The 25,950-nt window shown below is 68.1% G+C and carries 30 protein-coding genes; 12 read left to right on the forward strand and 18 right to left on the reverse strand.

The features are described 5' to 3' along the window. Nucleotides 1-23 precede the first annotated feature (23 nt). From F0U60_RS03875 to F0U60_RS03885, 3 genes are all read right to left on the reverse strand, one after another. Nucleotides 24-1,037, reverse strand: coding sequence for an ABC transporter substrate-binding protein (locus F0U60_RS03875; RefSeq protein WP_395814069.1), 1,014 nt, complete (start codon nucleotides 1,035-1,037; stop codon nucleotides 24-26). A 61-nt stretch (nucleotides 1,038-1,098) separates the two neighbouring features. Further along, nucleotides 1,099-1,833 (reverse strand): ABC transporter permease, encoded by a 735-nt coding sequence (locus tag F0U60_RS03880; protein ID WP_395825952.1) that lies wholly within the window; start codon nucleotides 1,831-1,833, stop codon nucleotides 1,099-1,101. Next, nucleotides 1,739-3,394 carry an ATP-binding cassette domain-containing protein gene (locus F0U60_RS03885; protein ID WP_395814071.1) on the reverse strand — a complete coding sequence of 552 codons (1,656 nt, stop codon included), beginning with the start codon at nucleotides 3,392-3,394 and terminating at the stop codon, nucleotides 1,739-1,741. The genes F0U60_RS03880 and F0U60_RS03885 overlap by 95 nt, the downstream gene beginning before the upstream one ends. 217 nt (nucleotides 3,395-3,611) lie before the next feature. Here F0U60_RS03885 and pip point away from each other — a divergent pair, with 217 nt between their 5' ends. Both pip and F0U60_RS03895 read left to right on the forward strand, forming a co-directional pair. Further along, a complete protein-coding gene (gene pip / locus F0U60_RS03890) occupies nucleotides 3,612-4,571 on the forward strand; it encodes a prolyl aminopeptidase (RefSeq protein WP_395814073.1) in 960 nt (319 codons plus the stop codon). Nucleotides 4,572-4,834: 263 nt separating this feature from the next. Continuing rightward, entirely contained in the window at nucleotides 4,835-5,041 is a 207-nt protein-coding gene (locus F0U60_RS03895; protein WP_395814075.1) for a PEGA domain-containing protein, read from the forward strand. 66 nt (nucleotides 5,042-5,107) lie between these two features. Here the strand turns inward: F0U60_RS03895 and F0U60_RS03900 are convergent, their stop codons facing one another. Then, nucleotides 5,108-5,374, reverse strand: coding sequence for a hypothetical protein (locus F0U60_RS03900; protein WP_395814077.1), 267 nt, complete (start codon nucleotides 5,372-5,374; stop codon nucleotides 5,108-5,110). A 161-nt stretch (nucleotides 5,375-5,535) separates the two neighbouring features. Here F0U60_RS03900 and F0U60_RS03905 point away from each other — a divergent pair, with 161 nt between their 5' ends. Further along, nucleotides 5,536-6,477 (forward strand): hypothetical protein, encoded by a 942-nt coding sequence (locus F0U60_RS03905; RefSeq protein ID WP_395814079.1) that lies wholly within the window; start codon nucleotides 5,536-5,538, stop codon nucleotides 6,475-6,477. Nucleotides 6,478-6,482: 5 nt separating this feature from the next. Here F0U60_RS03905 and F0U60_RS03910 read toward each other — a convergent pair whose 3' ends face one another. The 6 genes from F0U60_RS03910 to F0U60_RS03935 all read right to left on the reverse strand — a co-directional run bounded on the left by F0U60_RS03910 (nucleotide 6,483) and on the right by F0U60_RS03935 (nucleotide 13,374). Beyond that, nucleotides 6,483-7,037 carry a DUF2378 family protein gene (locus F0U60_RS03910; RefSeq protein ID WP_395814081.1) on the reverse strand — a complete coding sequence of 185 codons (555 nt, stop codon included), beginning with the start codon at nucleotides 7,035-7,037 and terminating at the stop codon, nucleotides 6,483-6,485. Nucleotides 7,038-7,241: 204 nt separating this feature from the next. Continuing rightward, the gene (locus tag F0U60_RS03915; RefSeq protein ID WP_395814083.1) at nucleotides 7,242-7,715 is read right to left on the reverse strand and encodes an ankyrin repeat domain-containing protein; all 474 of its coding nucleotides are present in this window, start codon (nucleotides 7,713-7,715) and stop codon (nucleotides 7,242-7,244) included. Between the two features lie 138 nt (nucleotides 7,716-7,853). Next, complete coding sequence (locus tag F0U60_RS03920) at nucleotides 7,854-9,296, reverse strand: hypothetical protein (RefSeq protein WP_395814085.1); 1,443 nt, start codon at nucleotides 9,294-9,296, stop codon at nucleotides 7,854-7,856. 51 nt (nucleotides 9,297-9,347) lie between these two features. Next, the gene (locus tag F0U60_RS03925) at nucleotides 9,348-10,373 is read right to left on the reverse strand and encodes a hypothetical protein (RefSeq protein ID WP_395814087.1); all 1,026 of its coding nucleotides are present in this window, start codon (nucleotides 10,371-10,373) and stop codon (nucleotides 9,348-9,350) included. Nucleotides 10,374-10,672: 299 nt separating this feature from the next. Continuing rightward, on the reverse strand, nucleotides 10,673-12,817 hold the full coding sequence (locus F0U60_RS03930) for an ATP-binding protein (RefSeq protein WP_395814089.1): 2,145 nt from the start codon (nucleotides 12,815-12,817) through the stop codon (nucleotides 10,673-10,675). 65 nt (nucleotides 12,818-12,882) lie between these two features. After that, a complete protein-coding gene (locus F0U60_RS03935; protein ID WP_395814091.1) occupies nucleotides 12,883-13,374 on the reverse strand; it encodes a YbhB/YbcL family Raf kinase inhibitor-like protein in 492 nt (163 codons plus the stop codon). A gap of 191 nt (nucleotides 13,375-13,565) precedes the next feature. Here F0U60_RS03935 and F0U60_RS03940 point away from each other — a divergent pair, with 191 nt between their 5' ends. After that, nucleotides 13,566-14,084, forward strand: a complete 519-nt coding sequence (locus F0U60_RS03940; protein WP_395814093.1) for a GNAT family N-acetyltransferase — start codon at nucleotides 13,566-13,568, stop codon at nucleotides 14,082-14,084. Here F0U60_RS03940 and F0U60_RS03945 read toward each other — a convergent pair. From F0U60_RS03945 to F0U60_RS03955, 3 genes are read right to left on the reverse strand one after another with little or no spacing between them, the layout of a single operon-like run. Continuing rightward, the gene (locus F0U60_RS03945; protein ID WP_395814095.1) at nucleotides 14,066-15,013 is read right to left on the reverse strand and encodes a lysostaphin resistance A-like protein; all 948 of its coding nucleotides are present in this window, start codon (nucleotides 15,011-15,013) and stop codon (nucleotides 14,066-14,068) included. The two genes, F0U60_RS03940 and F0U60_RS03945, sit on opposite strands and share 19 nt — an antisense overlap. 18 nt (nucleotides 15,014-15,031) lie before the next feature. Next, nucleotides 15,032-15,682, reverse strand: a complete 651-nt coding sequence (locus F0U60_RS03950) for a DUF1648 domain-containing protein (RefSeq protein ID WP_395814097.1) — start codon at nucleotides 15,680-15,682, stop codon at nucleotides 15,032-15,034. Next, complete coding sequence (locus F0U60_RS03955) at nucleotides 15,679-15,981, reverse strand: autorepressor SdpR family transcription factor (protein ID WP_395814099.1); 303 nt, start codon at nucleotides 15,979-15,981, stop codon at nucleotides 15,679-15,681. Before F0U60_RS03955 ends, F0U60_RS03950 begins: the two co-directional genes overlap by 4 nt. A 232-nt stretch (nucleotides 15,982-16,213) precedes the next feature. Here F0U60_RS03955 and F0U60_RS03960 point away from each other — a divergent pair, with 232 nt between their 5' ends. The 6 genes from F0U60_RS03960 to ychF all read left to right on the forward strand — a co-directional run bounded on the left by F0U60_RS03960 (nucleotide 16,214) and on the right by ychF (nucleotide 20,117). Further along, a complete protein-coding gene (locus F0U60_RS03960) occupies nucleotides 16,214-16,477 on the forward strand; it encodes an AtpZ/AtpI family protein (protein WP_395825955.1) in 264 nt (87 codons plus the stop codon). Next, a complete protein-coding gene (locus F0U60_RS03965; protein ID WP_395814101.1) occupies nucleotides 16,474-16,872 on the forward strand; it encodes a hypothetical protein in 399 nt (132 codons plus the stop codon). The genes F0U60_RS03960 and F0U60_RS03965 overlap by 4 nt, the downstream gene beginning before the upstream one ends. A gap of 11 nt (nucleotides 16,873-16,883) precedes the next feature. Beyond that, nucleotides 16,884-17,909 carry a F0F1 ATP synthase subunit A gene (atpB, locus tag F0U60_RS03970; protein ID WP_395825958.1) on the forward strand — a complete coding sequence of 342 codons (1,026 nt, stop codon included), beginning with the start codon at nucleotides 16,884-16,886 and terminating at the stop codon, nucleotides 17,907-17,909. Between the two features lie 142 nt (nucleotides 17,910-18,051). Then, on the forward strand, nucleotides 18,052-18,282 hold the full coding sequence (locus F0U60_RS03975) for an ATP synthase F0 subunit C (protein WP_395814103.1): 231 nt from the start codon (nucleotides 18,052-18,054) through the stop codon (nucleotides 18,280-18,282). A 140-nt stretch (nucleotides 18,283-18,422) separates the two neighbouring features. Further along, complete coding sequence (gene atpF, locus F0U60_RS03980; protein ID WP_395814105.1) at nucleotides 18,423-18,962, forward strand: F0F1 ATP synthase subunit B; 540 nt, start codon at nucleotides 18,423-18,425, stop codon at nucleotides 18,960-18,962. Between the two features lie 45 nt (nucleotides 18,963-19,007). Continuing rightward, nucleotides 19,008-20,117 carry a redox-regulated ATPase YchF gene (ychF, locus tag F0U60_RS03985; protein WP_395814107.1) on the forward strand — a complete coding sequence of 370 codons (1,110 nt, stop codon included), beginning with the start codon at nucleotides 19,008-19,010 and terminating at the stop codon, nucleotides 20,115-20,117. Between the two features lie 132 nt (nucleotides 20,118-20,249). On the opposite strand, the gene F0U60_RS03990 is transcribed toward ychF, so the two are convergent. From F0U60_RS03990 to F0U60_RS04000, 3 genes are all read right to left on the reverse strand, one after another. Beyond that, on the reverse strand, nucleotides 20,250-20,525 hold the full coding sequence (locus F0U60_RS03990) for a hypothetical protein (protein WP_395814109.1): 276 nt from the start codon (nucleotides 20,523-20,525) through the stop codon (nucleotides 20,250-20,252). After that, entirely contained in the window at nucleotides 20,522-21,268 is a 747-nt protein-coding gene (locus F0U60_RS03995) for a hypothetical protein (protein ID WP_395814111.1), read from the reverse strand. The genes F0U60_RS03990 and F0U60_RS03995 overlap by 4 nt, the downstream gene beginning before the upstream one ends. 78 nt (nucleotides 21,269-21,346) lie before the next feature. Continuing rightward, entirely contained in the window at nucleotides 21,347-22,639 is a 1,293-nt protein-coding gene (locus tag F0U60_RS04000; protein WP_395814113.1) for a citrate/2-methylcitrate synthase, read from the reverse strand. A 138-nt stretch (nucleotides 22,640-22,777) separates the two neighbouring features. Between F0U60_RS04000 and F0U60_RS04005 the strand changes: the two genes are divergently transcribed. Further along, nucleotides 22,778-23,278 (forward strand): cupin domain-containing protein, encoded by a 501-nt coding sequence (locus tag F0U60_RS04005; RefSeq protein WP_395814115.1) that lies wholly within the window; start codon nucleotides 22,778-22,780, stop codon nucleotides 23,276-23,278. A 34-nt stretch (nucleotides 23,279-23,312) separates the two neighbouring features. After that, the gene (locus F0U60_RS04010) at nucleotides 23,313-23,813 is read left to right on the forward strand and encodes a hypothetical protein (RefSeq protein WP_395825961.1); all 501 of its coding nucleotides are present in this window, start codon (nucleotides 23,313-23,315) and stop codon (nucleotides 23,811-23,813) included. A gap of 33 nt (nucleotides 23,814-23,846) precedes the next feature. On the opposite strand, the gene F0U60_RS04015 is transcribed toward F0U60_RS04010, so the two are convergent. Both F0U60_RS04015 and F0U60_RS04020 read right to left on the reverse strand, forming a co-directional pair. Next, entirely contained in the window at nucleotides 23,847-24,641 is a 795-nt protein-coding gene (locus tag F0U60_RS04015; RefSeq protein ID WP_395814117.1) for a TIGR00266 family protein, read from the reverse strand. A gap of 60 nt (nucleotides 24,642-24,701) precedes the next feature. Then, nucleotides 24,702-25,709 carry a Rieske 2Fe-2S domain-containing protein gene (locus F0U60_RS04020; RefSeq protein ID WP_395814119.1) on the reverse strand — a complete coding sequence of 336 codons (1,008 nt, stop codon included), beginning with the start codon at nucleotides 25,707-25,709 and terminating at the stop codon, nucleotides 24,702-24,704. Nucleotides 25,710-25,950 lie beyond the last annotated feature (241 nt).

Here is a 25,950-nt window from a genome sequence, read left to right on the forward strand (position 1 = left end):
CCTGCTATGAGCCCCAACGACTCTCAGGGCCCCGCGTCCTGACCCATCACCTCCTTGAGCAGCGAGGTGTCCACCATCCCCGACAGGTCGGAGCTGGAGATGAAGCCGAGCTGTTGCGCGTGCTGCGCGGCCTGCTGGAGTTGCTCGGGCATCACCTCGAGGGCGGGCTCCAGGCGGGAGAAGGAGTCCTTCAGGATGGGCTCGGAGATGGGGTGCCCGGTCACCTTGCCGAAGGCCTCATTGACGCGCGAGAGGAAGGCGTCGGGTTGCTGCTGCCATTGCCGGGTGAGCTCCACGTGGGCGCGCAGCAGCTTCTTGAGTTGCTCGGGCCGCTCCTTCAGCGTCTTGGCGGTGGTGACGAGCACCGTGGTGTGGAAGCGCCGCTGCGGCCACAGGTCGCGCTCGTCCACGAGGATGTGACCACCGCCCTCGGCCACCATGCGCGCGCCCCACGGCTCGGGCACCCAGGCGCCTTCGATTTTTCCATTCAGGAAGAGGCCGAGGATGTCCGGGTTGGACAGCGGGGTGACGGTGACGTCCTGGCCCACCTTCAAGCCCTGCTGACCGAGCCAGTGTCGCAGCGCGATGTCCTGGGTGTTGCCCAGCTGCGGGGTGCCGAGCGTCTTGCCCTTGAGCTCCGCCGGGGAGCGCGCCGTCTTCGTCACCAGCACCGCGCCACCGTCCACCACCGCGGCGATGATGCGCAGCTCCCGCCCTGCCTTGAGGAAGGTGTTGATGGCCGGCCCGGTGCCCACGTACGAGGCATCCAGCGAGCCCGAGGAGAGCGCCTCCATGGCCGCGGGCCCCGCGTTGAACATCTTCAGCTCAATGCCGGGCACGGCCTGTTGGAAGGCGCCCGTGCCGTTGCCTACCAGCGCCTGGGCATGGGTGATGTTGGGAAAGAAGCCCACCCGGAGCGGGCGCTGCTCCGTGGCGCCTTGCTTCGTCGCCCCCTGCTCTCCGCCCTGTTCCTTCTTGCACCCACCCACCGCCAGACACACGGCGGCCACACCCACCACGAGCAATCCGAAACGCATATGTCACCGAGAGTGGTGCGGGTCGGGGCCCGCCGCAATGGACTGGAGTCAGGAATGTTCGTCAGCCGGGCACCAATCCCCAGCGGCGGCGCACGCGCAGCTCCACCGTCTGGAAGAGGACGCGGTCGATAAAGGTGCCCACGGCGATGATGCAGACCATCACCGCCATCACCTGCGGAATCTCCATCAGCTCGCGGCCCATGGTGAGCAGCTGGCCCAGGCCTCCGGAGACGTACAGCAGCTCGCCGGCCATGAGGGCCCTCCAGGCGAAGCTCCACCCCAGCTTGAGCCCGGTGACGATGCCGGGCAGCGCCGCTGGCAGCAGCACGCCCGCATGGAAGCGCGCCCCGCGGATGCCGTACGTGGAGGACACGCGCAGGAGCAGGGGGTCGACACTCATGACGCCGTCCTCCACCGCGATGGCGATAGCCAGCACCGAGCCCATCACCACCACGAAGATGATGGACGTCTCCGTGAGGCCGAACCACAGCAGCGCCAGTGGCAGCCAGCAGATGGAAGGCAGGGCCTGCAGGCCCACCACCAGCGGGCGCAGCAAGCGGCGCACGGGCCTCATCCGTCCCATGATGATGCCGAGCGGCACGCCGATGAACACGGAGAGGGCATAGCCCTGCGCGAGCCGTCCCATGGAGCGCACGAGGGCGTCCCACAGCCGCCCATCGCGCGCCATGGCGAACAGGCTCTCAGTGACTGCCTTCGGACCCGGGAACAGGTGGTGGGGCCAGGGCCCGAACCGGGCGAGTAGTGCCCACACCGCCAGGAGCCCCGCGAAGAACAGCAGCTTCTGACCCAGGTGCCACGCCTTCATGGTTCGTCCCTCGTCCTTCCCTGCTGCCAGGCCCGGCTGCGTCCATGGACTCGCTCTCATGGAGCATGGCGCGGATTTGCCGGGCCAGCCCCACCAGCGCCACGTCGTCGGGGCCTCGGGGCATGGGCAGCCTCACCTCGAGGTCCTTCAGGATGCGGCCAGGCCGGGGCGCCATCACCACCACCCGGTTGGCGAGCATCAGCGCCTCCGTGACGTCATGCGTGACGAAGACGATCGTCTTGTGTGTCTCCGTCCAGACGCGCTGCAGCAGCACGTGCATGTGCAGGCGCGTCTGCGCGTCCAGCGAGCCGAAGGGCTCGTCCATCAACAGCACCGGCGAGTCCACCGCCAGCGCCCGCGCGAGCGCCGTGCGCATCTTCATTCCGCCCGACAGCTCGTGCGGCAGCGTGTTCTCGAAGCCAGCCAGCTGCACGTAGTGGATGTAGCGGCGCGCGCGCTCGGAGCGCTCGGCCTTGGAGAGGCCCCGGGCGGCGAGCACGAACTCGATGTTCTGCCGCACCGTGAGCCACGGGAAGAGCGCCGCCTCTTGGAACATGAGCAGCCGGTCCGGCCCCGGTCCGGTGATGGTCTTGCCGTCGATGCGCACCTGCCCACCCGTGGGCGCGATGTGGCCCGCCAGCGCGTACAGCAGCGTGGACTTGCCGCAGCCCGAGGGCCCCAGCAGACACACGAACTCACCGGAGCGGATGTTGAGGTTGACGTCCTGGAGCGCTACCACCTTATTGGCGTAGCGGTGCTCTACCCGTTTGACGGCGATCTTCGCCGCGTCCTCTGCCACGAGGGCGGGCACCAACGTCTCCTTCACCGTCTCTTTGACCTCCTGCACGCGCCGGAAGAGGGTGCGCCAGAGGCGGGAGAAGCGTCCGGAGCGCTGCCTGGCCGGCGCTGACTTGGAAGAGGACGAGGGGGTCGGGTCGGCGAGGCGCATCACACGGTCGTAACGGAGTTGGCGCAGCTCGCAACTGGAGCGGCGGAGGTCGTAGACCAAACAGGAGTCGATGGGACGGGAATAGATGTGCAGGGAAATGGCGAAGCCACTGCGCGCGCCGGTGCGCACCGAGTGCAGCTCCGCGTCAGGGTTGCGGTGATCCATGGCGCCGGGCAGCAGCGTGCGGCGAGGGCCCATGCGCTCGACGAGCGCGTATCCAGGCTCTTGGCCTCCGGCCACCAGGCGGTAGTCGGCCACCTCGAGCTCCCCGGCCACGGTCATCAGGAAACACTCCTGGCCGTCATGCCCGTGCACGGGCGCGCGCGCGTTGCGGCCCCAGCCCAGCACGAGCACCTCCAGGTCCTCGTCCCGGTACACGAGCGTGCGCGTGTACCGCCCCTCCTGGAGCAGGGCATAGGGTTCCACCGCGCGCCGGTGCAGGTTGCCCTGCCGGAGCACCTCCTCGATGGCCGGGTAGCCGCCGCGGGTATAGGCCTCGCGCAACCGTAGGATGAACTGCCTCAGGGAAAGGGAGCGGGGAGGGATGGACGTCTCGGGCTCAAGTACGAGAGCAGCGTCCATCGCCTGCGATCTGGTCGGTGGGCTGCGTTCCATTGTCGCTCTCCTTCCGTCCTCGTCTGGGAAAGCGGACGGGGAGTGAAGCTCGATGAAGGTGTGTCTGACACCTTCAAACGCCAAGGTGGGGCGGGCCACCAGACGAGGGCTTGACTCCGACCAGAGGGAGGGACGACTGCTCGCTCGCTTGCACTCCCAGAGGGCTTTCACTAAGGCGATGCCCATGTCCCAGGCCACGCCTCGCACCCTCTATCCGCCGATCGAGCCCTACAACACCGGCCGTCTGCGCGTCTCCGCGCTTCACGAGGTGTACTTCGAGGAGTCCGGCAATCCGAAGGGCAAGCCGGTCGTCTTCGTCCATGGAGGCCCTGGGAGCGGCACGGATCCCAAGCAACGGCGGTTCTTCGATCCTGCGGCGTACCGCATCGTCCTGTTTGACCAGCGCGGCTGTGGGAAGAGCACGCCGCACGCCTGTGTGGAGGAGAACACCACCTGGCACCTGGTAGAGGACATGGAGACGCTGCGCCGCCACTTGGGCATCGAGCGGTGGCAGGTCTTCGGCGGCTCGTGGGGCAGCACGCTCTCGCTCGCCTACGCGCAGAAGCACCCGGAGCGTGTCTCCGAGCTGGTGTTGCGCGGCATCTTCCTGTTGCGCGAGCAGGAGATTCACTGGTTCTACCAACACGGCGCGCACGCCCTTTACCCGGACGCGTGGGAGGACTTCCTCGCGCCCATTCCTCCCGAGGAGCGGGGAGACCTGCTCCACGCCTATCACCGGCGGTTGATGAGCGAGGACGCACGGGTGCGGCAGGAGGCGGCGCGAGCCTGGAGCGTCTGGGAGGCGCGCACGAGCTTTCTCCTGCCCAACCCGGATGTCGTCGCACACTTTGGCGAGGACGCGTTCTCACTCGCCTTCGCGCGTATCGAGTCCCACTACTTCGTCAACGGCGCCTTCCTGCGCAGCCGGACCCAGCTCTTGGAGGATGTGCCGCGCATTCGCCACATCCCAGGCGTCATCGTTCAGGGTCGCTATGACGTGCCGTGCCCCGTGGAGAGCGCCTGGGCTCTGCACAAGGCCTGGCCCGAGGCGGAGCTGAAGATCATCCCGAACGCGGGGCACTCGGCGTATGAGCCGGGCATCGCCGCCGCACTCGTCGAGGCCACGGACCGGTTTCGCGGGTGAGTGACGCCTCCAGGGCTGAGCCCCAGCAATCGCCGCCCGTGGCCCAGAGCGTGCCACCTCCCTCCGCCCCAGCGACGTCGCCATCGACCACGCCTCCCGCCTCACCTCTGGCTCAGGGCAATCCGAACGGCGCTTCCGCGGCCGGGCCTCAGACGGCACCGGCAGCGCCGGGAACTTCTCCCTCTCAGCCGACGACCCCAACTCCCCAGGTCGCGAAGCCCAAGCGTCAGACCAAGGTCACTTCCAGGTCCTCCTTCAGGGGGATGGTCGAGTTTCGCGTCCGGCCCTCTGCCACCGTCTTCTTGAGCGGCCAGGTGCTGGGTGACACGCCCATTCCGCCGATGGAGTTGCCGGCGGGGACGTACACCGTGAAGTTCGTCAACAAGACCCTCGCGAAGACGGTGACGAAGAGCATCGATGTGTCGCCCGACCGGCCCCTGATCCTCACGATCAACCTCCTCGAGGAGTGAGGCGGACGCGCTGGCGGAGCTCACTCGCCCTAAGGGCGGACCTGGCGAGAGGGAGACGGCCACTGTCTACTTGTTGTGGCAGGCCTTCTGGTTGCTGCCGCTGACGCCGGTGCACGCCTGGGTGGCGGGGCAGTCCGAGTCCTGGGTACAGATCTTCAGGCACTGCAGGCCGGTGGTGTCACCGCCGAGGGTGTCGCAGATGCCACCCTCGACGCACTCGTCGGTGCTGCCCGTCTCATCACACTCCTCGCCGATCTCCGCCTTGCCGCAGGCCGTCACGGCCAACAGTCCTGCCAGGAGCAACGCCGACGACAGCAGACGCTTCGCGTTCATGGATTCCTCGTCCTTCTGGTTGAGGGTGAAACGGGTGGAGGGGGGGGTCCAGGCAGCGTATCTGCCCACCGGGCTGAAAAATGGGGGGGTCCGCAACTTCCGCACTGCTCCGTGAGAAAATGGAACAACGGATTTCTCACGGAATAACGCAGGAGCCCCCCATGACCGCCATCGACCGCAACCGAAACCCGCTTTCCCAGGTGGGTCGCCAGACCGCGGAGAAGGCCCAGCAGCCTGTCGGAACGGCGGCGAACACCGTGAAGAACACGGTGGCCGAGGGCGCGAAGGTGGCGAAGCAGGTGGACACCTTCGAGGCCGGACCCGCGCGTCAGGTGTCGGTGAGCCTGTTCGGTGGCGGCAAGCCGTCGGACAAGGTGCATGACGGCCAGTTCGTGGGGGCCGGGGGCCAGACGTTCCCGCCGGGCACGCCGCTGAGCCAGATTCCGGGCGTCACGCCGCGCAACAACCCCAATCCGGACAAGACCATCATCTACGTCAACGGCATCCTGACGCCCAAGGAGGCGCAGTCCAGCGACCTCCAGGCCATTGCCGACAAGGCGAACGCCAAGGCGATCGGCATCCACAACTCCACCGAGGGCGTCATCACGGACCTGGCCCAGTGCGTGAAGGACAAGCTGGACAAGGGCACCAACCCGGCCGTGGACACGCTGGCGGACACCGTCTACGCGGAGCTGAAGGCCGGCCGTGAGGTGCACCTGATGGGCTACAGCCAGGGGGGGCTCATCACCGCCCGGGCGCTCTTCGACGTGCAGCGCAGGCTGCGCATCGAAGATGGGTTGTCCAAGGCCGACACGGAGAAGCTGATGAGCAAGCTGAACGTGGAGACCTTCGGGGCGGCCTCGACCAAGTACCCGGATGGACCCAAGTACGTGCACTACATCAACAACCGGGACCTGGTGCCCACGCTCACCGGCCTGGGCGGTAGCGTGGACCCGCTGAAGTTCCTGAAGGACGCGGGCAAGGGGGCGGTGGTGCACCGCTTCGGCGACGGGGGCCTCAACGTCGTCGCCAACCACAACTTCCAGGAGACGTACATGAAGCACCGCGTCCCCTTCGAGCAGGCGCGCGCCAACCAGTTCTGACAGGGCTACGAGCGCCACTCGACGCGGTACGTACAGCTGCTGCCCTGTATGCTCATGCGCTGGACGTGGGGCTCTCGGGCACCAGCAGCTCTGAGCGCCGCCTCGATGATGCCCTGGTAGTACGAGGGCATGCCGAGCGTCTCGTTGATGAGCACTTCGTACGCGGTGGGGGCCAGCTCGGTGAGCTGCATTTGCACGTAGTTGTCGGCATTGCGGAAGTTGTGATTCATCCGCATCAGCAGGCGGCGTGGCCCGAGGGCGCGACCCACCGCGAGCATGCCGCGACCGAGGACCGTCTCGCTGACGTCGGTCACCATCTTCTGGCCGAGTCGGCGGTAGGCCTCTTCCAGGTGCAGGTCCGGGAAGAGATCTTTCACGACGATGTCGAGGGAGGGGCGCCAGACAGACGCCGGGTAGAAGGGGAGGGGTTGCTGGTCGATGTGCAGCCCCATGCGTTTGAGCGCGCTCCGGGCGCCTGTGGAGAGCCTTCCTTCGAGAGCAATCCGGAAGAGGCCGTCGAAGGTGTTGCCAAACACCACACGCTCATCCGCAAGCATCATGCACGTCCCCCCGGTCGTGAGGCCCCTACAGGAGGCCTGAGTGGCACCAGGCGACCCACAGGGCCGCACTGGACGGGTTGAATGGTGACACGGAGTCACAGGACTCGCCCGAAACCGGCCAGTTCGGATGTTCACCAGCTGGCGGATGGGCTGTCGGAACCCAGACGGAGGGGGCGGATTCCGCACGAATTCCTGGCGAGGCCCTCAGGACTTCTTGGAGTTCTTCTCCGCGCGGTGCAGGCGCTCGAGGCGCTCGGTGGGCGAGTTGTCGCCGAGCTTGCCGGCGATATAGGCGCCCGCGGAGGCGAGCTTGCGGCGGAAGTCGTCGGGGGGCTGGGGCTGCTCGCGCGGGAGCTTGAAGAAGTCGGTGCCCACCTGGAGCAGGGTGCGAGCCATGGCCTGATCCTCCTCGGAGGCGTGGGGGTAGAGGAGGGCGGCGACGCGGCCGTGACCATGAGCGGCGGCCTTGATGAGGGCGGACTCGCTCATGCGGTCGGTGAGGATGGGATCGGCGCCGGCGGCGAGCAGGGTTCGCACGAGGGCCTCATGGCCGTTTTCGGCGGCGACCATGAGAGGGGTACGACCTTCGGAGTCGAAGGGATTGGGGTCCGCGCCGCTGGAGAGCAGCGCCTCCACGCGGGCGAGGTCACCGGCGGTCACGGCATCGAAGAGGGACATAAACAACCTCCGGGGCAGAGCATGGCCTGTTCGCCCCCGGCATGCCATCGTACTCCCTCCCTCCCTCCCTCTCCCTTCGGGAGAGGGTCGGGGTGAGGGTACCCGTCACCGAGCAGGGCCCCGAGCTACCGTCCCGAGCTACCGCCCCGAACCACTCGCTGGATTGCGAGGGCGCCCGTTCAGCGTGCCCCCGGCGGGAGCAACAGTACCGGAGGGCTTCTGGGAGGCATCCACCTTCAAGTCGGCGAACTTCCCCTCGCGCTCCAGGCGGAAGATGTCCTCATCGGTGACGTACTCCTGCTTGAGGAGCTCGCGCGCGCGCTTGATTTTAGCGAGCAGGACAGGGTCGCTGACAGGGTTGCTGTTCTCCTTGGTGGGCCGGGGAGGTGGCCGCATGACGGAGAAGGTGCCGCGAGCGGGGTGGCCCTCGGCGCTGACGCCCTCCAGCGAGTAGGTGATGGCGAAGACCTCGGGCTCGGCGTTGGTGTCGAAGGAGACCTTCACCTCGGTGCCCTTGCCTTCGGGCACTTCGCTCACGGGGAGCGACGCGACGTCCACCTGCTCGGGGGGAGGGGGGCCTTCCTCGGAGCCGCGGAAGGCGCGGATGGTGGTGACCTTCGTGATGCGCACGGGCCCGCGGAAGCGGTGGTAGAGACGGAAGGTCTGCCGCACCACCCCGTCCGAGTCGAGCACGGGGAAGCGCGGCGTGCCCACGGCGAGGAGGGTGACAATCCCCTTCTTGTCGAAGTTCTCGAAGGAGGTGTTGAGCACCTGGAGGGAGGAGCGGCCCGTCTCCTTGCGGCCGGAGGCGTCATAAACCTCTACGCGTACGAGGTGCTGCGTGTACATGCTCTCGGCGCCCAGGTTGCTCAGCAGGGTGTGCGAGACGATGGGGCTGGTGGTGGTCTCCGAGGCCTCGTTGTCGAAGGTCCACACGTAGCGCACGGGGACGAAGGGCTTGGGGGCGGGCTGTCCGGGCTGGGCGGGGCGCTCCACCACCTTGGCGAAGAACTCGAAATCATCCTCGGAGTTGGGCTGTCGGCGCGACATCACGTGCACGAGCCGCTCGGGCTCGCACTCCTTCACCTGGAAGGGAGGGACGGGCACGGTGACGGACACGTTGTTCTTGGTGAAGACGGTGACTTGCGGAAGCTCGTAGGAGCCGTCCGCGTCGTTGCGCCAGACGCGCACGGGGATGCGCTGGCCGGTGCCATCGCCGACCTTGTAGTGCAGGTAGGCGTCGTTGCCATCCGGGGTGTGGGCGCGCACGGTGATGAGGTTGTCCTCGCCCGAGCACACCTCCTGCTTCTCCACGAGCACCTCATCCACGATGGGAGGCGCGGGCTCGTTGGCGGCGGGCTGCTCGGGCTCGGGCGTCTTCTGCGCGGCGAGCATCGGCGGCGCATCCGTGGCGGAGCCCTCCTGGGCGCGCGTGCGGGGCGCCTGGGCCACCACCGCGGCCTCAGGAGCCGGAGGTTGCCGGGAGAGGAGCCAGCCCACGATTCCCCCGAGGGCGAGCAGTGCAAGCATGAGCACCCATCGCCAGGGCCGCTGGGGACGGTTCTCGGGGGTCGACGTCATCGCGTGGGCTCCTCTCTCCGGGTGGGGGTGCGTCAGGTGAAGCGGGGTGGGTTATTGCCAGCAGCCGTAGACGTTGCCGCCCGAGTTCCACTGCAGCTGGTGCGAGTAGTCCGGGCCCCAGGTGGTGTTGTTGATGGGGTGCACGCCCCAGCCGCCGACACGGTCCGGGCTGATGGAGCGAGCGGTGGCATTGGGATCATCGCGCACGCTCTTCCAGTAGCGGCTGTCGGAGGAGTCGCACATGTTGGCGGACATGCAGTTGGCCACCTGGTTACCGGCGTTGCCGCACACGTTGTAGAAGGGGCAGGCGACGGTGAGCAGCGCGTTGGTGAACCAGCCCAGCGACTGTTTGCACTGGTTGTAGACGCCCGTGTAGAGCGAGTTGGACGCGTTGGCGATCTGCGCGTGCGAGTACGTGTACGGCGTCACCACGCCACGGCCCGCGTAGCTGTGCGCGTAGGCCATGAAGGTGGAGCACACCATGCCGCTGTTCACCGCGTCGCCGGGCGTCTGGTGGGCGGACTGCAGGTCCCGGTACTGGAAGAGCGAGTAGTTGACGCGGTAGCCGTTGCGCACCGGCCGGTCGATGGTCTGACCCCCGTCGTGCCTGGACACGTCGGTGACGAAGGGGTGGTTGTACCAGATGGAGTCGCCGATCAGCGCCGCCTGGGCGGGGTCTCCCTGCTGCCAGCCCGTCCACTCGGGGCCGACGCCGTTCCCATACATGTACATGTAGATGCCGCCCTGGTTGACCTGCTGCAGGCCCGGGTAGCCGTAGCGGAGGTCATTGCCTTGCATCGGCTTGGTACACACGCCGGGCCAGCTCGCCTGTGACGGCGTGTTCATGGTGGCGTGAGTCACGCTGGCGCCGGGGCCGTGTGAGAGCATCGAGTGCGTGCGGTACTCGCCGACGGCGTCCAGCACATCGCGGATGGGGCCAGGGCCTCGGTCGAACACCACCGCGCCATTGGGCGCGTTCCAACCCGCGGACGTCGAGCCACACTCTCCTTCGGCGTGGGCGCTTCCCGCCAACGCCAGCGCGGACACTGCGACACTTGCTGCAAGCAGACGACGCATCAGGACACCTCCCGAAGGACGGGATGGGGCTCGGGGGGTGGTCCGGCTCCGCGAGGCACTCCGCCCAGGCCGCGAGACGAGACGCCGGCCACACCGAGCTGCAGAACGATACCTGGGGGTCCAGCCGTTCTACCTCTGCTCTTCTCGGATGACCAGGGACCCCCGGAACACTTCCTTGACAAAGGATTGAAAGTGATTCCTGACGGAGCCTGGATGGTGCAATACCAGACATGTCAGGGGACGGTAGGGCAGCTGTTCAGAGGGCGGGCGGGGGGGCGAGCCCTCTGTGGCTTCCGTGCCTAGCCTACCTGGGTGGCCGGGGCGTCAACTCCGAGTGGCAGCACCAACTGGAAGGTCGTGCCGCCGCCGGGAGGGCTCTCGATGCGGATGTGGCCCGAGTGGGCATCCAGGGTGCGCTGGACGATGGCGAGCCCCAGGCCGGTGCCCGTGGCCTTGGTGGTGAAGAAGGGTTTGAAGAGGCGCTCGCGCAGCTCGGGGGGAATGCCAGGGCCGGTGTCGGTGAACTCGATGAGGGCGCCGGGGTACTCGTGATAGCGGCGGGCGGAGATGCGCAACGTGCCGCCGTGGGGCATGGCCTGCACGGCGTTGAGGGCGAGGTTGAGGAAGGCCTGCCGCATCATCCGCTCGTCCACCGGGACGGGAGGGACGTCTGGCTCCAACGCCCACTCCACGTGCACGCGGGGCTGGCCACTCGTCGCGGTGCGCACGGCCTCCTCCAGCAGGCGCGCCAGCGGGATGGGGTGGGGTTGGGGAGAGGTGGGGCGGGCGAAGTCGAGCAGGTCATCCACGAGCCGGTTGAGGCGGTTGGCCTCCTCCTCGAGGATGCCCATCAAGGTGTGTGCGGGGCCGGTGCCCGGGACGTAGCGGCGCAAGGTGGCCACGGCGTTGAAGATGGCGCCCAGGGGGTTGCGCACCTCGTGGGCCACCACGGCGGACAGCTCGCCGAGCGCGGCCAGCCGCTCGTGCTCCACCACCTGTTGCTGTGCGTGCTTGAGCTCCGTGTGGAGGCGGGCGAGCTCCTCGGCGCGCCCGCGCACATCCTGGAGGAGCCGGTGGGACTCGATGGCGGCGGCGAAGTGGGCGCCCATGGCCTGGAATGTCTCGAGCTCCAGGGCGGACAGCAGGCGGTGCTGGCTGAAGGTGACGATGAGCGCGCCCACCATGCGCGAGCGCACCTGGAGGGGCACCATGGCCAGGGTGGTGCGTCCGTGGGCGCGCAGGTGCTCCCGCACGGTCTCGGGGAAGTCATCGACCTGCAGCACCAGGGGGAAGCCCAGCTCCACCACACTGCCCACCAGGCTCCCGCGGATGGGAAGCCGCTGGAAGGGCGCCACTGACGCCTCGGTGGTGCCGTGGGACCAGACCAGCTCCAGCTCCTCGTTGTCCTCGGAGCGCAGCATGAGGATCACCGAGGCGCAGCGCAGCAGCCCGATGATCTCCTCCGTGCCCGGCTCGAAGAAGTCGCGCGGCTCTGGAGCGGTGGCGGCCACCGCGGCCAGCCGGCTGAGTGCGGCGAGCGCGGTGTTGCGGTTGGACAGTCGGGAGATGGTGTGCGCGGACTCCAGGGCGGCGGACACCTGTGCGGCGAAGAGGCGCAGCGGCGGCAGCTCCTCCTCCCGGAGCCAGTCCGTGGCCACCGTCAGCAGCGCTCGGGGCCTGCCCTCCATGTCGATGCGCACGCAGATAGAGCGCAGGGGCCCCACGCGCTGCAGGTGGGCGCGCACCGGCTCGGCCCAATCCCGGCCGACGAACCGGGCTGCCTCCCAGCCGAAGTCCTCTCCATAGGCGGAGCCGTCCCGCCAGGCGCGCTCCAGCATGGGGGACCAGGTGCCCGGCACGTCCACCAGGTGCTGGCCGGTGAGCCGCTTCTCGCCCGCGGCGGTTCCAATGGCCACGAAGGCATGGCCCAGCCACACCCGCTCGCCGTCCGGGACGAGGTAGCCGTAGGACAGCTCCAGCTCCGCCAGACCCTCGAAGACGCGGCGGAGCACCTCCTCCTCGGAGTGGATGCCGGGCAGCGATGCGCCGAGCGTGGCCACGCGCTGGAGCAACTGGCGGTTGGCCACGCGCATGCTGAGGTCGCGCACCAGCACCCAGGTCTCCGGCCCCGTCAGCGAGATGGACAGCTCCACGCGCCGCTCGCCCGTGGCGGTACGCATCACCGTCTCGTAGGTGTCCGGGACCGGATCTCCGCGCAGTCGGCTCGCGCGCCGCTCGGCGACGAGGTGCTGCTGGTCCGTCGAGAGCATCGAGAAGGACGTGCCGCCGACCACCTCCTCGCGGGAGCGGCCGACCAGTGCGAGCAGCGCGGGGTTCGCGTAGACGATGAGGCCGTCGCGGATGACGGCCAGGGCGAAAGGCAGCGTCTCCAGGTGCTGGTACGGGGCCCCCCCCAGTCCGTCGAGCATCGTCACAAAGTACACGATTGCACCTTGGACCGGTTGGGGGAAGCGGGCCCGGGAGTTTTCCGAGCCTGCCTGGGTAGGTGTCACTGGTAGTGGTTGAACTTCTCGTAGGTGCCCATGAGCTCCGTCTGGGCGAGCACGTGGCCGGCTATGGCTTTCTCTACCTGCTGCCAGGTGGCGTGCCCCATGTCGGGCAGCACGGTGTCCAAGGCATACAGCCGGTAGAAGTAGCGGTGGCGGCCGATGGGCGGATTGGGGCCTCCGTAGCCCATCCGCTTCCAGTCGTTGAGGGCCTGGCGGGCGCCGGCGGGCAGGCTCTCGGGCAGCATGGAGTCGGGAATGTCGTGGATGTTGGGCGGCAGGTTGTAGAGCACCCAGTGCACCCAGGTGGCCCTCGGGTTGCGCGGGTCGGGTGCGTCGGGGTCCAGCATCACGAGCGCGAAGCTCCTCGTACCCGGGGGCTCGCCCTGCCAGTGCAGAGGCGGGGGCAGGTCATCTCCCTCTCCGGTGTAGGCGATGGGAATGGACTCTCCATTCTGGAAACGAGGCGAGGAGATCTGGAACGGAATGGGCATGCCACGGTCCTCCTGACGTGTGGGAAAGGGATCCCCGTGCAAGCTGGGAACGGGAGCACCTGGCGGCGAGCAGGGCCCGGTGGGCGGGTGCGGTGCCGATCATCCTCCTCGGCGCCAGGTTGGCCGCCTCCTGCGAGACGGTTCCAGCGAGGGCCTTGACCCTGTAGGGGGCCCGGTGTGGAGGATGGGCCGTGGACATCTCCATCCGACGTGCAGTCCCCGAGGACGCCGAGGGCATCACCCGGGCGCACCTCCAGAGCTGGCGCAGCAGCTATCGGGACCTGCTTCCCCGGGAGTCCCTCGAGGGGCTCGACTTCGAGGAGCGGCTCTCGGGGTGGCGCCAGGGGCTCGCGGAGTCAGGGGCGGCGGTTTTCGTCGCCGTGGAGGCGGAGACCCGGCGCATCGTGGGCCTGTGCGCCGTGGGGAGGAACCGGGCGGTGCCCGAGTCGCTCCCGGGCTACCGGGGCGAGCTGTATGCCCTCTACCTGGTGGAGGAGGTGAAGCGGCGGGGCGTGGGCCGGGCCCTGTTCCAGCGCGGCGCGGAGTGGCTGCGGGAGAACGGGCTCATCCCCTTTGTCCTGTGGGTGCTGAAGGACAATGCCCCGGCGCGCGGCTTCTATGAGCGGCTCGGGGGGATGCTCGTGGGAGAGCAGCCGATCGAACTCAGCGGACGCGCCTACCCGGAGGTGGCCTACGCCTGGGAGAAGTGAGCGCCCTCGGGCGCGCGCACCGGGAGCTGCCGGGTGAGCACCAGCACGCCCACGAGCGCGGCGAGTACCAGCCAACCGGGCCATCCCGTCATGCCCACCAGCGCGGTGTCGATAGGCTTCTCCGCGTAGCCGAGCATGACGACGATGGGGGCCAGGGCGTTGATGGAGCCGTGGGCGAGCACCGCGGGCCAGATGCTGCCGGTGGCCAGCCGCATCCAGCCGAGGAGGATGGAGAGCAACACGCACACCACGGTGAAGAGGAGGACGCCGAGCACGGGGTGCTGGGGGTAGTTGTAGCCGAGCAGGATGAGGGGGGCGTGCCACAAGCCCCAGATGACGCCGCCGAGCACGAGCGCACTCCACTGGCCGAGCGGCAGCAGGCGGGGGAGCAGGTAGCCGCGCCAGCCCCACTCCTCGCCGAAGATGACGGGGAGGTTGAGGAAGGGGCCCAGCAGCGCGGCCTGCACCACCTGGATGACGAGGAGGACTTGGGGTCCGCCGAGTTTGTCGATGGCCTGGGTGGCCTCGGGGGGCAGCTGCGCGAGCTGGGCGCGCAGGCCGGAGAGCCCGGAGAGATCCATGGCGCCGGGGTAGAAGACGGCGGAGAGGAGCAGGGCCCCGAGCACCACCACGGGGGTGCCCAGCACCGCGAGGAGGAGGAAGCGCAGCCGGTGCTGGCCGAGCCCCAGCCCCGTGTCTGCCTTGAGGGAGGGCAGGGGCGACACCCGGCGGGCGACGAGGAAGGTGGCCACGGTGGGGCCGAACATGGAGAGGGCGGCGACGACTCGGAACGCGATGGGCGACTGCTCGGGCTGGGTGCCGAAGCCCAGCACGTAGGCGAGGACGCAGAGCCAGGAGAAGCCGTAGGCGATGGCCACGAAGGCGGTGATGCCGCGCGTATCGATCCGCGAAGGCGTGGCGGTATCCATGACGTGGGCTCCGGGCGGTTAGCGCTCGCGCGCGGGCGAGGAGGTGGAGAGGAGGAAGGAGTAGACAGCCGGCGCGATGCCGGACACGAGGAGGGCCCCGAGGGCGGCGGGAGTGGAGAAGGGCGCGAGGCCCAGGGTGGCGAGCCCGCCGAGCGTCAGGCTGTAGCCGCCGAAGCGCTGGGTGCGCTGCCACACCTCGTCCGAGCTCAGGGCCCAGGGGTTGCGGAAGCCGGCGAAGGGGTTGCGGCGGAGTCGGGGGATGAGCTGCCCCGAGAGGAGCCAAGAAACGCCGCACACGAGCGCGAGCGGCGTGCCGACGGCCTCCGCGCGGCCGAGGGCCACGTGCAGCATGATGAGGTGCAGGGCGGTGAGCAGGGCCGCGTTGCGCAGGGCCACCACATCCATGGGCGAGCGGGCGAGCGCGGCGCGAAGGCGGGCCGGGAGCAGGGGGCCGCTGTGGCGCAGCAACACCCAGTTCACGAACGCGAGCACGGGCAGGAGGAAGGCACCCCGGGTGCGTGGAATCCACCCGTCAGGGACACCCTGCCAGTTGAAGTGCACGGGCACCTGCTCGGGGAGACGGGGGTAGAGGAGGGCGGAGAGTCCCAGGCCCAGGGCGGCGAGCCCTAGGCTGGCCAGGTCCGCGTGGTTGAAGCGGGGGGATTTCATGCCTTGCCCTTCTTTTGGGTGGAAGCCTTCACCGTGGCCGTCAGCTCCATCAACTCCGAGGCCAGGTCCTCGAGGACATTGGTCTGCAGCGTGTAGACGACATGGGTGCCGCGCTTCTCCGAGCGCACCAGCCCAGCGCCCTCGAGCACCTTGAAGTGGTGGGACAGGGTGGGACGGGTCAGCTCGAAGGCGACGGCGATCTCACCGGCGGTGAGCGAGCCCTGGCGCAGCAGCCGGAGGATGGCGCGGCGGTTCGGGTCGGCGAGGGCCTCGAAGGGGCTGCGGGAGGAGCGAGTCATGTTTCGACAATCATCTATTTAGATGAACATCGAAACACAAGCCCCTTTCTGTGGGTCCACCCGGGCTTCGGCTTGCCCTAGGCATTTGCCTCCCTTCTAAGTGGCGAACACCCCGGAGCGTACAAGTTGCGCGGTGCGCACCTTCAATGCTAAGCGGCGCCCGCGCATAGGAAGGGCGGGGCGGGGCTGTTTGGGTGGGAAACCCGTGGTTTTCCTGGGGGTTGTCGAGGCGATGGCGGAGAAGGAGCCCCAGGACGACAGGGAAGGGAGCGAGCTGTCGGACACGGCCCGGCAGATGCGGGCGGCGGAGCCCTATATCTCCGCGGTGTGGAAGCTGGTGGGCGGGGCGGTGGTGGGAGTGTTGGGTGGGTACTTCCTGGACAGGTGGTTGGGGACGTCTCCCTGGTTGTTGTTGGGGTTGAGCCTGGCGGGGATCTCCGTGGGCTTCTACGGGTTCCTCCTCGAGATGGCGCGGTTGGGGAAGCGCAAGCGGTGAGCGGGCACGGCGCGGACATCTTCCGGAAGCATTCCGGACTGGCGGCGGCGGTGACGGGGGTAGGGCTGGCGCTTGCGGCCTTCCTGCCGAAGGACGCGGAGTCGCGGCAGGCGGCGTTCATCGGGGTGGGGCTGGCGGCGGTGACGGGGGTGGTGGCGCTGCTGCTCAAGCGGCGGGCGGTGAGCAGGGACTTGAACGCCGCGCTGAAGGTCGTGGGGTGGGTGTTTGGGATGCGGGCGGTAGGTGTGGTGGTGGGGCTGCTGTGGGTGGTGCAGCGAGGGCTGGGGGCGGTGGCGTTCGTGGCGGGGTTCTTCGGCACCTACTTCGTGCTGCAGTGGATTGAAGTGAGCTACGTGATGGCCGCGTCCCGGGACGCGGCGAGCGGAGACGAGTGATGCGCAAGGCAATGGTTCTCTTCGTGGGGCTGGTGGCCAGCGTGGCCTTCGCCAGCGAGCCGGCGGAGGGCGAGAAGGAGGATGTGGCGGGTTACATCCTCCACCACGTCGCCGACTCGAACGAGTACGAGATCGAGATCCCGCTCAGCCACGATCACTCGGCCATCCACCTGCCGCAGTTCGGTATCCCCATCCGCGCGGGTGCTTCGTGCGCTCCGCGCGACACGGGCCACGGCATGGCCGTCCCCGGCTTGTCCGAGGGCTGCCTGGACCTCTCCATCACCAAGCACACGGTGATGATGTGGCTGGCGGCGGTGCTGCTCATCGGCTCGGTGCTGCTCTTCAGCAACCGGGACAAGACGAAGCTGGTGCCCCGCGGGACCGCGGCCAACCTCTTCGAGATGCTCGTGCTCTTCGTGCGTGACGAGCTGGCCATCAAGAACATCGGCAAGGAGGAGGGGCCGCGTTACACGCCCTACCTGCTGACGGCGTTCTTCTTCATCCTCTTCATGAACCTGCTGGGCCTGTTCCCCTGGATGGCGACGGCCACGGGCAACATCGCCGTCACGCTCGCCCTGGCGCTGTGCACCTTCATCATCACCCAGGCGGCGGGCATCCGCGCCGCGGGTCTCGGTGGCTACCTGGCCCACCTCACGGGCGGCGTGCACCCCGCGCTCTGGTTCATCATGATTCCGGTGGAGTTCCTGGGCCTGTTCACCAAGCCCTTCGCGCTCACCATCCGTCTCTTCGCCAACATGCTGGCGGGCCACATCGTCATCTTCTTCCTGCTGGGCCTCATCTTCATGCTCGGCCACCCCGCGGTGGCGCTGGTGAGCGTGCCCTTCGCCATGGGCATCTACCTGCTGGAGCTCTTCGTGGCCTTCGTGCAGGCCTACGTCTTCACCATGCTCTCGGCGCTCTTCATCGGCATGAGCGTGGCCATGGGTCACCACGGCCACGAGCACGCCGAGGAGCATGGCCACAAGGAGCCGGGCCACAGCCACGACCATGGCAAGGCCCACGTCCTGGGCTCCTGAGCCGCATTCGAGTTAGCGGGGCCCTTCAGTCCGGGGCCCCGGTGAGTACCCGGCGATTCGAAAGGTCGCCGGAGGTCGTCCCCAAGGGCAGCAACGACCCCCCCACAAGTGGGTCCCCTCCGAAGAAAGAAGAAGCACTCCCATGACCAACGTCGCTCTCGCCTTCCTCGCCGCCGGCATCGGTGCCGGCCTCGCCATCATTGGTGCCGCCCTCGGTATCGGCAAGCTGGCCGCCGCCGCCATGGACGCCACGGGCCGTCAGCCGGCCGCTGGTGGTGACATCCGCACCACCATGATCATCGCCGCGGCCCTCATCGAAGGCGCCACGCTGTTCGCGCTGGTCGTCTGCGTCCTTCTCGCCGTCAAGACCTGATTCAGGTTCTCGTCGTCGAGTAGGACCCCGGGTCCGGCGCTCGCTCGCTTCTCGCGGGGGGCGCCGGCCCTCGTAGCATCCGTAGAACAGTTTCTGGCTGTACCGCCGTAACCCTGCACGCCGTACCTCCGAAGGCCGCCATGCTCCTGCCCAACGTTCTCGCCGCCAGCAGCTTCGTGGAGGTCCGCCCGGGCCTCATCTTCTGGACCCTCGTCACCTTCATCATCGTGGCCTTCATCCTGCGCTGGAAGGCGTGGGGCCCCATCCTGTCGCTCGTGGAGGAGCGCGAGAAGCAGATCGCCAGCTCCATCGAGGCGGCCAAGCGTGAGCGCGCCGAGGCCGAGAAGCTGCTCGCCGAGCAGAAGACGGCCATCGCCGAGGCCCGCCGCGAGGCCCAGGAGATGCTCCGCCGCAACCAGCAGGAGGTGGAGAAGTTCCGCGAGGAGTTGATGGCCAAGAGCCGCAAGGAGGCCGACGAGTTCAAGGCGTCCGCGCAGCGTGAAATCCAGGAGCAGAAGGCCAAGGCCATCGCCGAGGTGAAGGCCATGGCGGTGGACCTGGCCATGGAGGTGGCGGGCAAGCTCATCAACGAGCGCATGGACGACAGCAAGCAGCGCGCGCTGGCGGAGCAGTTCGTGCAGGGCCTGCCGGCCAAGGGCTCGTCCACGCCTCGGGCGTAGCCGACCGGATTTCCGGGTCCGCGTACCGCTGTTCAGGATTCCAATATGGCGCTTTCCATCGGCATCGTCGGTCTGCCCAACGTGGGCAAGTCCACCCTCTTCAACGCGCTCTCGGCAGCGGGGGCCCAGGCGGCCAACTACCCGTTCTGCACCATTGAGCCCAACGTGGGCGTGGTGCCGGTGCCGGACGAGCGGCTGGACAAGCTGACGGCGCTGGTGAAGCCGCTCAAGAAGATCCCCACCTCGCTCGAGTTCGTGGACATCGCGGGTCTGGTGCGTGGCGCCTCGAAGGGCGAGGGACTGGGCAACCAGTTCCTGGCCAACATCCGCCAGGTGGACGCGGTGCTGCACGTGCTGCGCTGCTTCGAGGACGACAACATCACGCACGTGGAGGGTGGCGTGAACCCGGTGCGCGACCGGGACGTGGTGGACACCGAGCTCTGCCTCAAGGACCTGGAGACGGTGGAGAAGCGCCGCGAGCGCGCGCAGAAGAACGCCAAGATGGGTGGCAAGGCGGGCGACGAGGCCAAGGCCGAGCTGGCGCTGCTGGACCGCGTCAAGGCGGGGCTGGACTCGGGCATCACGGTGCGTGGGCAGAAGCTGACGACCGATGAGCATGCGGCCATCCGCGAGCTCTTCCTGCTGACGGACAAGCCGGTGCTGTACGTGGCGAACATCAGCGAGAAGCAGATCGGCAAGGAAGACGCCGACCCGTACGTGAAGGCGGTGCGGGAGATGGCGGCGAAGGAAGGCGCGGGCGTGGTGGTGCTGGCGGCGGCGATGGAGTCGGAAATCCAGCAGCTGCCCGAGGAGGAGCGTCCGGGCTTCCTGGAGAGCGCGGGGCTGTCGGAGCCGGGCCTGCACAAGGTGGTGCGCGAGGGCTACAAGCTGCTGGGCCTGCAGACGTACTTCACGGTGGGCGAGCAGGAGTGCCGGGCGTGGACGATCCACAAGGGTGACAAGGCGCCGCAGGCGGCGGGGGTCATCCACTCGGACTTCGAGCGTGGCTTCATCAAGGCCGAGGTGATGAGGTGGGAAGACCTCATCAAGTACGGCAGCGAGTCGGCGGTGAAGGAGAAGGGCCTGCTGCGAGTGGAAGGCAAGGAGTACGTGGTGCAGGACGGCGACTGCATGCACTTCCGCTTCAACGTGTAGCGAAGCCACTCCCCTCTCCCCCTGGGAGAGGGACGGGGTGAGGGTATAGAGGCCCAAGGGTTGCGCGAGAGGGTGCCAAGAGGACCGAGAAGGTCCCGGGCACCCTCTCTGCATTGCGGGGGCAGGAAGAAGCTAAGGAGCCCCGCGCAGGGCGGTATAGACCCACAGGACGACGGCGAGCGCGGCGACGAAGGTGGAGAGGATGGCGGCGCGGCGGGAGCGACCCTCGTCGGGATACTTCCGGGCGCGCAGCCACATGCCGCCCACGCGCACGACGACGAAGAGCGCGAGCAGAACCACCCCAATCCATTGCCAACCGGGGGGGCGGGTGAGCGCCACAGCCCAGGCGGCGATGAAGGCGAGGTTGCCGAGCAGCAGCACCAGCTGGAGGCGGAGGAAGGGGCTCATGGAGTGCTCCAGTCTTTATCTTCCAACTCGTCCGCCTTGTTCAGCTCTTCCTGCGTAGGAACGCGGAGCAGCACCCGGCGACCGCTCTCGCGCCAATAGCCGACAGAGTAACGGTCCTGCCCGATGCGCACCCATCCTCCGTGGGGAGGTCTTGGATGATTCTTCAGCCAGGTGTCCGCCTCTTCCAGGCTGGTGAACGAGCGGATGGGGGGGATAGGGACGTTGGAGGCTTCTGCCAGATAGCCCGCGAAGTCGTTCGAGAGGCCACTTTCCTGGATGAACTGGAGAGCAACCTCGATGGAGATGAGCGCCTCTTCATGTTCGGGAACGGCCCCGAGGTGTTTCCGCGCCTCGTGGAGAGCGAGACTCATCGGGCTGTCCAACTTCTTCAGCTCCTCCGCGGTGGGGATGCGGAGCGGGGTGGGGAGACCGCTCTCCAGGGAATAGGCAACACAGTATCGGGCCCTCGCGATCAGCAGAGGGGTTGCGACTCGAGGGGTGATGGGGTGCTCCTTCAGCCAGGTGCTGGCTTCGTCCAGGGTGGCGAAAGAGCGGATGGGGGGAGCGGCGGGAGCGTTGAAGACCGTCAGATAGTCCTCGAAGTTGTACTCATGCCCACCCAGCTCGATGAAATGGATGGCATGCGCGGCGGAGACGAGAGCCGCCACATCCTCGGCCGAAATACCGGGACGCTGCCGAGCTTGGTGGAGGGCTGTGAAGAGCGTGGATGTGTCGAGGCTCATGCCCGACCTCCTGTCGGCCAAGTACCCAGATGCGTTGAGCGTTCTTCCTGACACGAGAGTCCAGCGCCAGTTGGATTATCACGAGGTTGGAGTGACAGCTGCTCCCACGTAGCGGGCCCTCGGGCGTAGCACGTGTCCCTGCTCACGCTGCTCCAGCACGTGCGCCACCCATCCCGCCGCGCGTCCCACCGCGAACAGCGCTGCCGCTGCTCCCGCGGGCAGCTCTAGCGCCGAGGCCAGCGCCACCAGCCCGAAGTCCACCGTCGGCGCCGGGTGCCCGGCCTCGCGCATCGCCTCCTCCACCGCTCGCAGCATCCGCACGCCCGGCGTTTCCGGACGGAACGCATACGCCGCCTCCAGCAAGGGTGGCGTGCGGGGATCTCCCTCCGGATACAGCGGGTGGCCGAAGCCCGGCACCGTCTCACCCCGCCGCAGCCGCTCGTGCACCACCGTGCGTGCTCGCTCTGGCTTGCCCACCTCCTGCAGCAGTGCCTCGATGCGATCGCTCGAGCCCCCGTGCTTCGGGCCCGAGATCGCCGCCAGCGCGGCGCTCACGCACGCATACAGATCCGCTCCCGACGATGCCGTCACCCGCGCCGCGAAGGTGGACACGTTCAGCTCGTGGTCCGCGCACAGCACCAATGCCCGGTTCAGTATCTCCGGTGCTCGCTTCGCTGTCGCTCCCCAGGCTACCGCCAGCGAGGCCGCGACCGTCTCCTCCCTCAGCGCCTTGAGCACTCGCCCTGGTGCATGCGCTGCGCACACCCAGGCCGCCAGGTGCCGCAGCAGACGCCTGCCCCGCAGCCGCTCCTGCTCCGCCGGAGCCGCGAAGCGTACTTCGTCCCAGGCCCCCAGCAGCGGCACCACCGCCAGCAACACCGCCAACGGAGGCGAGCGCTTCGGCAATAACTCCGCCACCGCCGAGGGCGCGAAGGGCAACTCCGGTGAAGGCCATCGCACCGGCTCAGCTGGCAGTGCTCCCGTCCAGAGCAGTTCCGCCACATCCTCGAGGCTCCGTCCCTCTACTGCGAGCCGCACCGCCGCATGGCCTCGGTACGCCAGTCCCTGCGCCCCCACCATCGACACCGCCGAGTCGATGACGGGCTCTCCCCAGCGCAGCGCTCCCGCTGCCACCGCCGCGTGCCCCGCCCGCGCGTCGTGCCGTGCCTTCAGTCGCTCGAGGTCCGCCCGGACGTACCGGTTCTCCTTGCTCCCTGGCTCGGGCACGCACCGCACCAGGCCCCGGCTCACGTACGTGTAGAGCGTCGCCCGTTTTACTCCCAGCAGCTGTGCTGCCTCCGCCGCGGGCAGCAGCTCCTCATGTCGACTGTCGAATCGAGATTGAGCCTTTGGCTCTCTCGCTTTAACCATTCGCCTGTCTCCCAGGATGCATTGTCGACTCGACTCGATGGCACGTCGAGATGTGATGCCGAGGAGTTGGACCATCATGCCCACCTGGCCGTAGACCCTCACCCCAGCCCTCTCCCAGAGGGAGAGGGAGCACCCGTCATGGCTCATCACCACATCGTCAACGCGCAGGACCTCCCCTGGACCGAGACCACCCGTGGCTCCCGCGTCGCCATCCGACGCAAGCAGCTCGGAGCCGCCGCCCATGGACAGAAGCTCGGGTGCAGTCTGCTTGAGCTCCTGCCGGGCAAACAGTCGTGGCCCCGCCACTATCACCTCGCCAATGAGGAGGCCCTCTTCTTCCTAGAGGGCTCCGGCAAGCTGCGGCTCGGCGACGAGACCGTACCCGTGACGGCCGGGGACTACGTTGCGCTCCCCGCCGGGCCCGCGTGCGCGCACCAGCTCATCAACGACGGGGAGCAGCCGCTGCGCTACCTCGCCTTCTCCACCATGCTCGAGCCCGACGTCATCGTGTACCCGGACTCCAACAAGGTGGGCGTGCTCGCCGGGGCTGCTCCCGGGGGCAACAAGGCCGCGCGCACCCTCGAGGCCTATCTGCCCTTGGCCACGCAGGTGGGCTACTGGGACGGCGAGGAGGGTTGAGCCAGGGGGAGACGCCGTGGCACCCTCGCGTCCCATGGCCTCCCTCCTCGACTCGCTCGAACGCTCGCGCCTCCTCAAGGACCGGGACGCGGCCCGGGAGGTGCTCAACCCCGCGGAGCCACCTCACGTCTCCCTCCTGCGCCTGTGCGACGCGGGTCTCCTCGAGGGTGGCCTCACTGTGTCCTTCGGCGTGCGGCCCGATGAGCTCGTGGGGCCTCTCACGCTGGCCATGGGCGGGGCCGCCCGGCGCTTCAAGGTCGTCGACGTGCGCGAGCGCCCCGTCCTGGAGCTCCACATCCTCGCTGGAGAGACGTCCGAGCGCTGGGAGGTGGAGGACCTCGCAGCGCTCGTTCACAACCTCAACGACCTCTACCGAGAAGCCCCGGACGTGCGCGCCGTCGCTGTGCTCGGCGAGTGGAACGACGCGCTCCAGCTCCTGTGTGTGGAGAAGCGCGCGCTTCCTCGGCTCCTGCGCGAGCGCTTCTTCCAGCCCCACAACCGCGATGCGCTGGAGCGCATGACGGAGAAACGCTGAGCCACGACCTGGAGTCGCTCCAGGTCGGCCGCGCTACTCGTCGCCCAGGAGGCCGCCGAGCCCCACTCCGCCCAGCACGCTGCCCTCGTCACGCGCGCCACCCGGCGCCGCCGCGGAGAGGATGCGCCCGGCCAGCCGGCTCAGCGGCAGTGACTGCAGCCACACCCTGCCCGGGCCTCGCAGCGTGGCGAAGAAGAGACCCTCGCCTCCGAAGAAGGCCGTCTTGATGCCGCCCACCATCTGGATGTCGTAGTCCACCGACGGCTGGAAGGCGACGATGCAGCCCGTGTCCACCCGCAGCAACTCGCCTGGCTTCAGGTCTCGCGAGTACACCGTGCCGCCCGCGTGGATGAAGGCCAGGCCATCCCCCTGCAGGCGCTGCATGATGAAGCCCTCGCCGCCGAACAGCCCCGTGCCCAGCTTCCGCTGGAAGGCGATGCCCACCGACACGCCCTTCGCCGCCGCCAGGAAGCTGTCCTTCTGGGTGATGAGCTCGCCTCCCACCTCTCCGAGCTTCACCGGGATGATCTTCCCGGGGTAGGGCGCGCCGAAGGCCACCTTGCGCTTGCCGCTCCCGCGGTTGTGGAAGACGGTCATGAAGAGAGACTCGCCCGTCAGGAGCCGCTTGCCCGCTCCCATCAGTGCGCCGAAGAAGCCGCCCTTCTTCTCGGAGCCGTCACCGAAGACGGTCTCCATCTCGATGCCGTCCTCCATGTACATGAGCCCGCCCGCTTCGGCCACCGCCGCCTCGTTCGGGTCCAGCTCCACCTCCACGAACTGCATCTCGCTGCCGTGGATGCGGAAATCCACCTCGTGCATCTGCGCCATGGCTGGGGTCCTCTCGTCGGGTAAAGAGACGCGCGAACCATAACCAGGAGCGCGGGTTCTTCAACTCGCAAGAGGCGCCAGCTCCGTACCCAGGGGCTCCCGCCCGCCGTGCTTCTTGCGCTCGAGGTACCAGCGGCGGAAGGCCAGCGTGGCCCGATCCGTCGCCACGCTGCGCTCCTCGGAGGCGGGTGGGGCCTCGACAGGGTCGCTCGACTCCACCACCGCCTGGTCCTCGCGCAGGATGCGCTTGTTGTAGCGATCCAGCACGGCCGCGAGCGGCTGGAGCTTCAGGAAGTCACGCGTGCTCACCAGCATCATCCGCGTATGGGTCGCGTCCACCGGCACGCACCACATGTGCAGGCGCATGATGCGATTCGGGATGGGGATGTGCAGCGCCATGCCATTGGGCCGCAGCCACTCCAGCGCCGCGGACGAGGACCCGCCGTCCAGGCTCCACGAGGTGCGGAAGCCCGTGGGTGTGGGGTGCACCTCCATCTCCATCTTCGAGTCCGGCTTCATCCGCCGCCACAGACTTCCGCCAATGGTGCGCCGGTGCACGAAGGGCAGGTGCGGCGAGTCCAGCATGTTCTCCATCGCCCGCGTCCAGTGCGCGTTCCACGTCTCGGCGTAGTGCCACACATGGATGCCGGGCTGCTCCATCACCGAGGGCATGGACAGCTCCTCCGGGGTGTCGGTGCCCGGATGCGTATAGAGCCAGATGAGGCCGCCGCGCTCTTGCACGGGGAAGGCGGTGGCGGAGAAGCGCCGTCGCTTCTCCTCGGGCATGGGGTTGAGCGGGATGTGCGTGCATGACCCGCCCGACGCGAAGCGCCACCCGTGGAAGGGACACTCCAGGCACCCGTCCTTGCTTACCTTCCCCAGGGACAGCTTCACGCCCCGGTGGGGGCACCGGTCGTGCAGCGCCGATACCCGGCCCTCGTTGTCCCGGAAGAGTACGATGCGCTCCGAGGCCAGCGTCAGTCCGAGCGGCGCCTTGCCCACCTCTTTCGACATCGCCACCGGCGTCCACAGGTTCGCGATGCCCTCGTCGGCGAAACCGTCCAACATGATCTCCTCCAGCACGGCCCTCACACCGAGTAGAATATCAAGGTCGGTCTATTTAATTTCAAGCCGGAATGGGATAGTCGGGAAGGAGGTCTGCTCCAGGAAGGTGGATTCCATACCTCAGTCGTATGATTCAAATCCACATGGGCCGGCTCAAGGGGAGCCGCAACGCGGACCATGAGGATCAGCGGAAGCGACTGCCGGACCAGGTGCGCTTGCGCCTGCTCGCTCTGGACGGGGCCCA

It is taken from the genome of Archangium minus (assembly GCF_044360475.1).
GTDB classification, from domain to species: Bacteria; Myxococcota; Myxococcia; order Myxococcales; family Myxococcaceae; genus Archangium; species Archangium minus.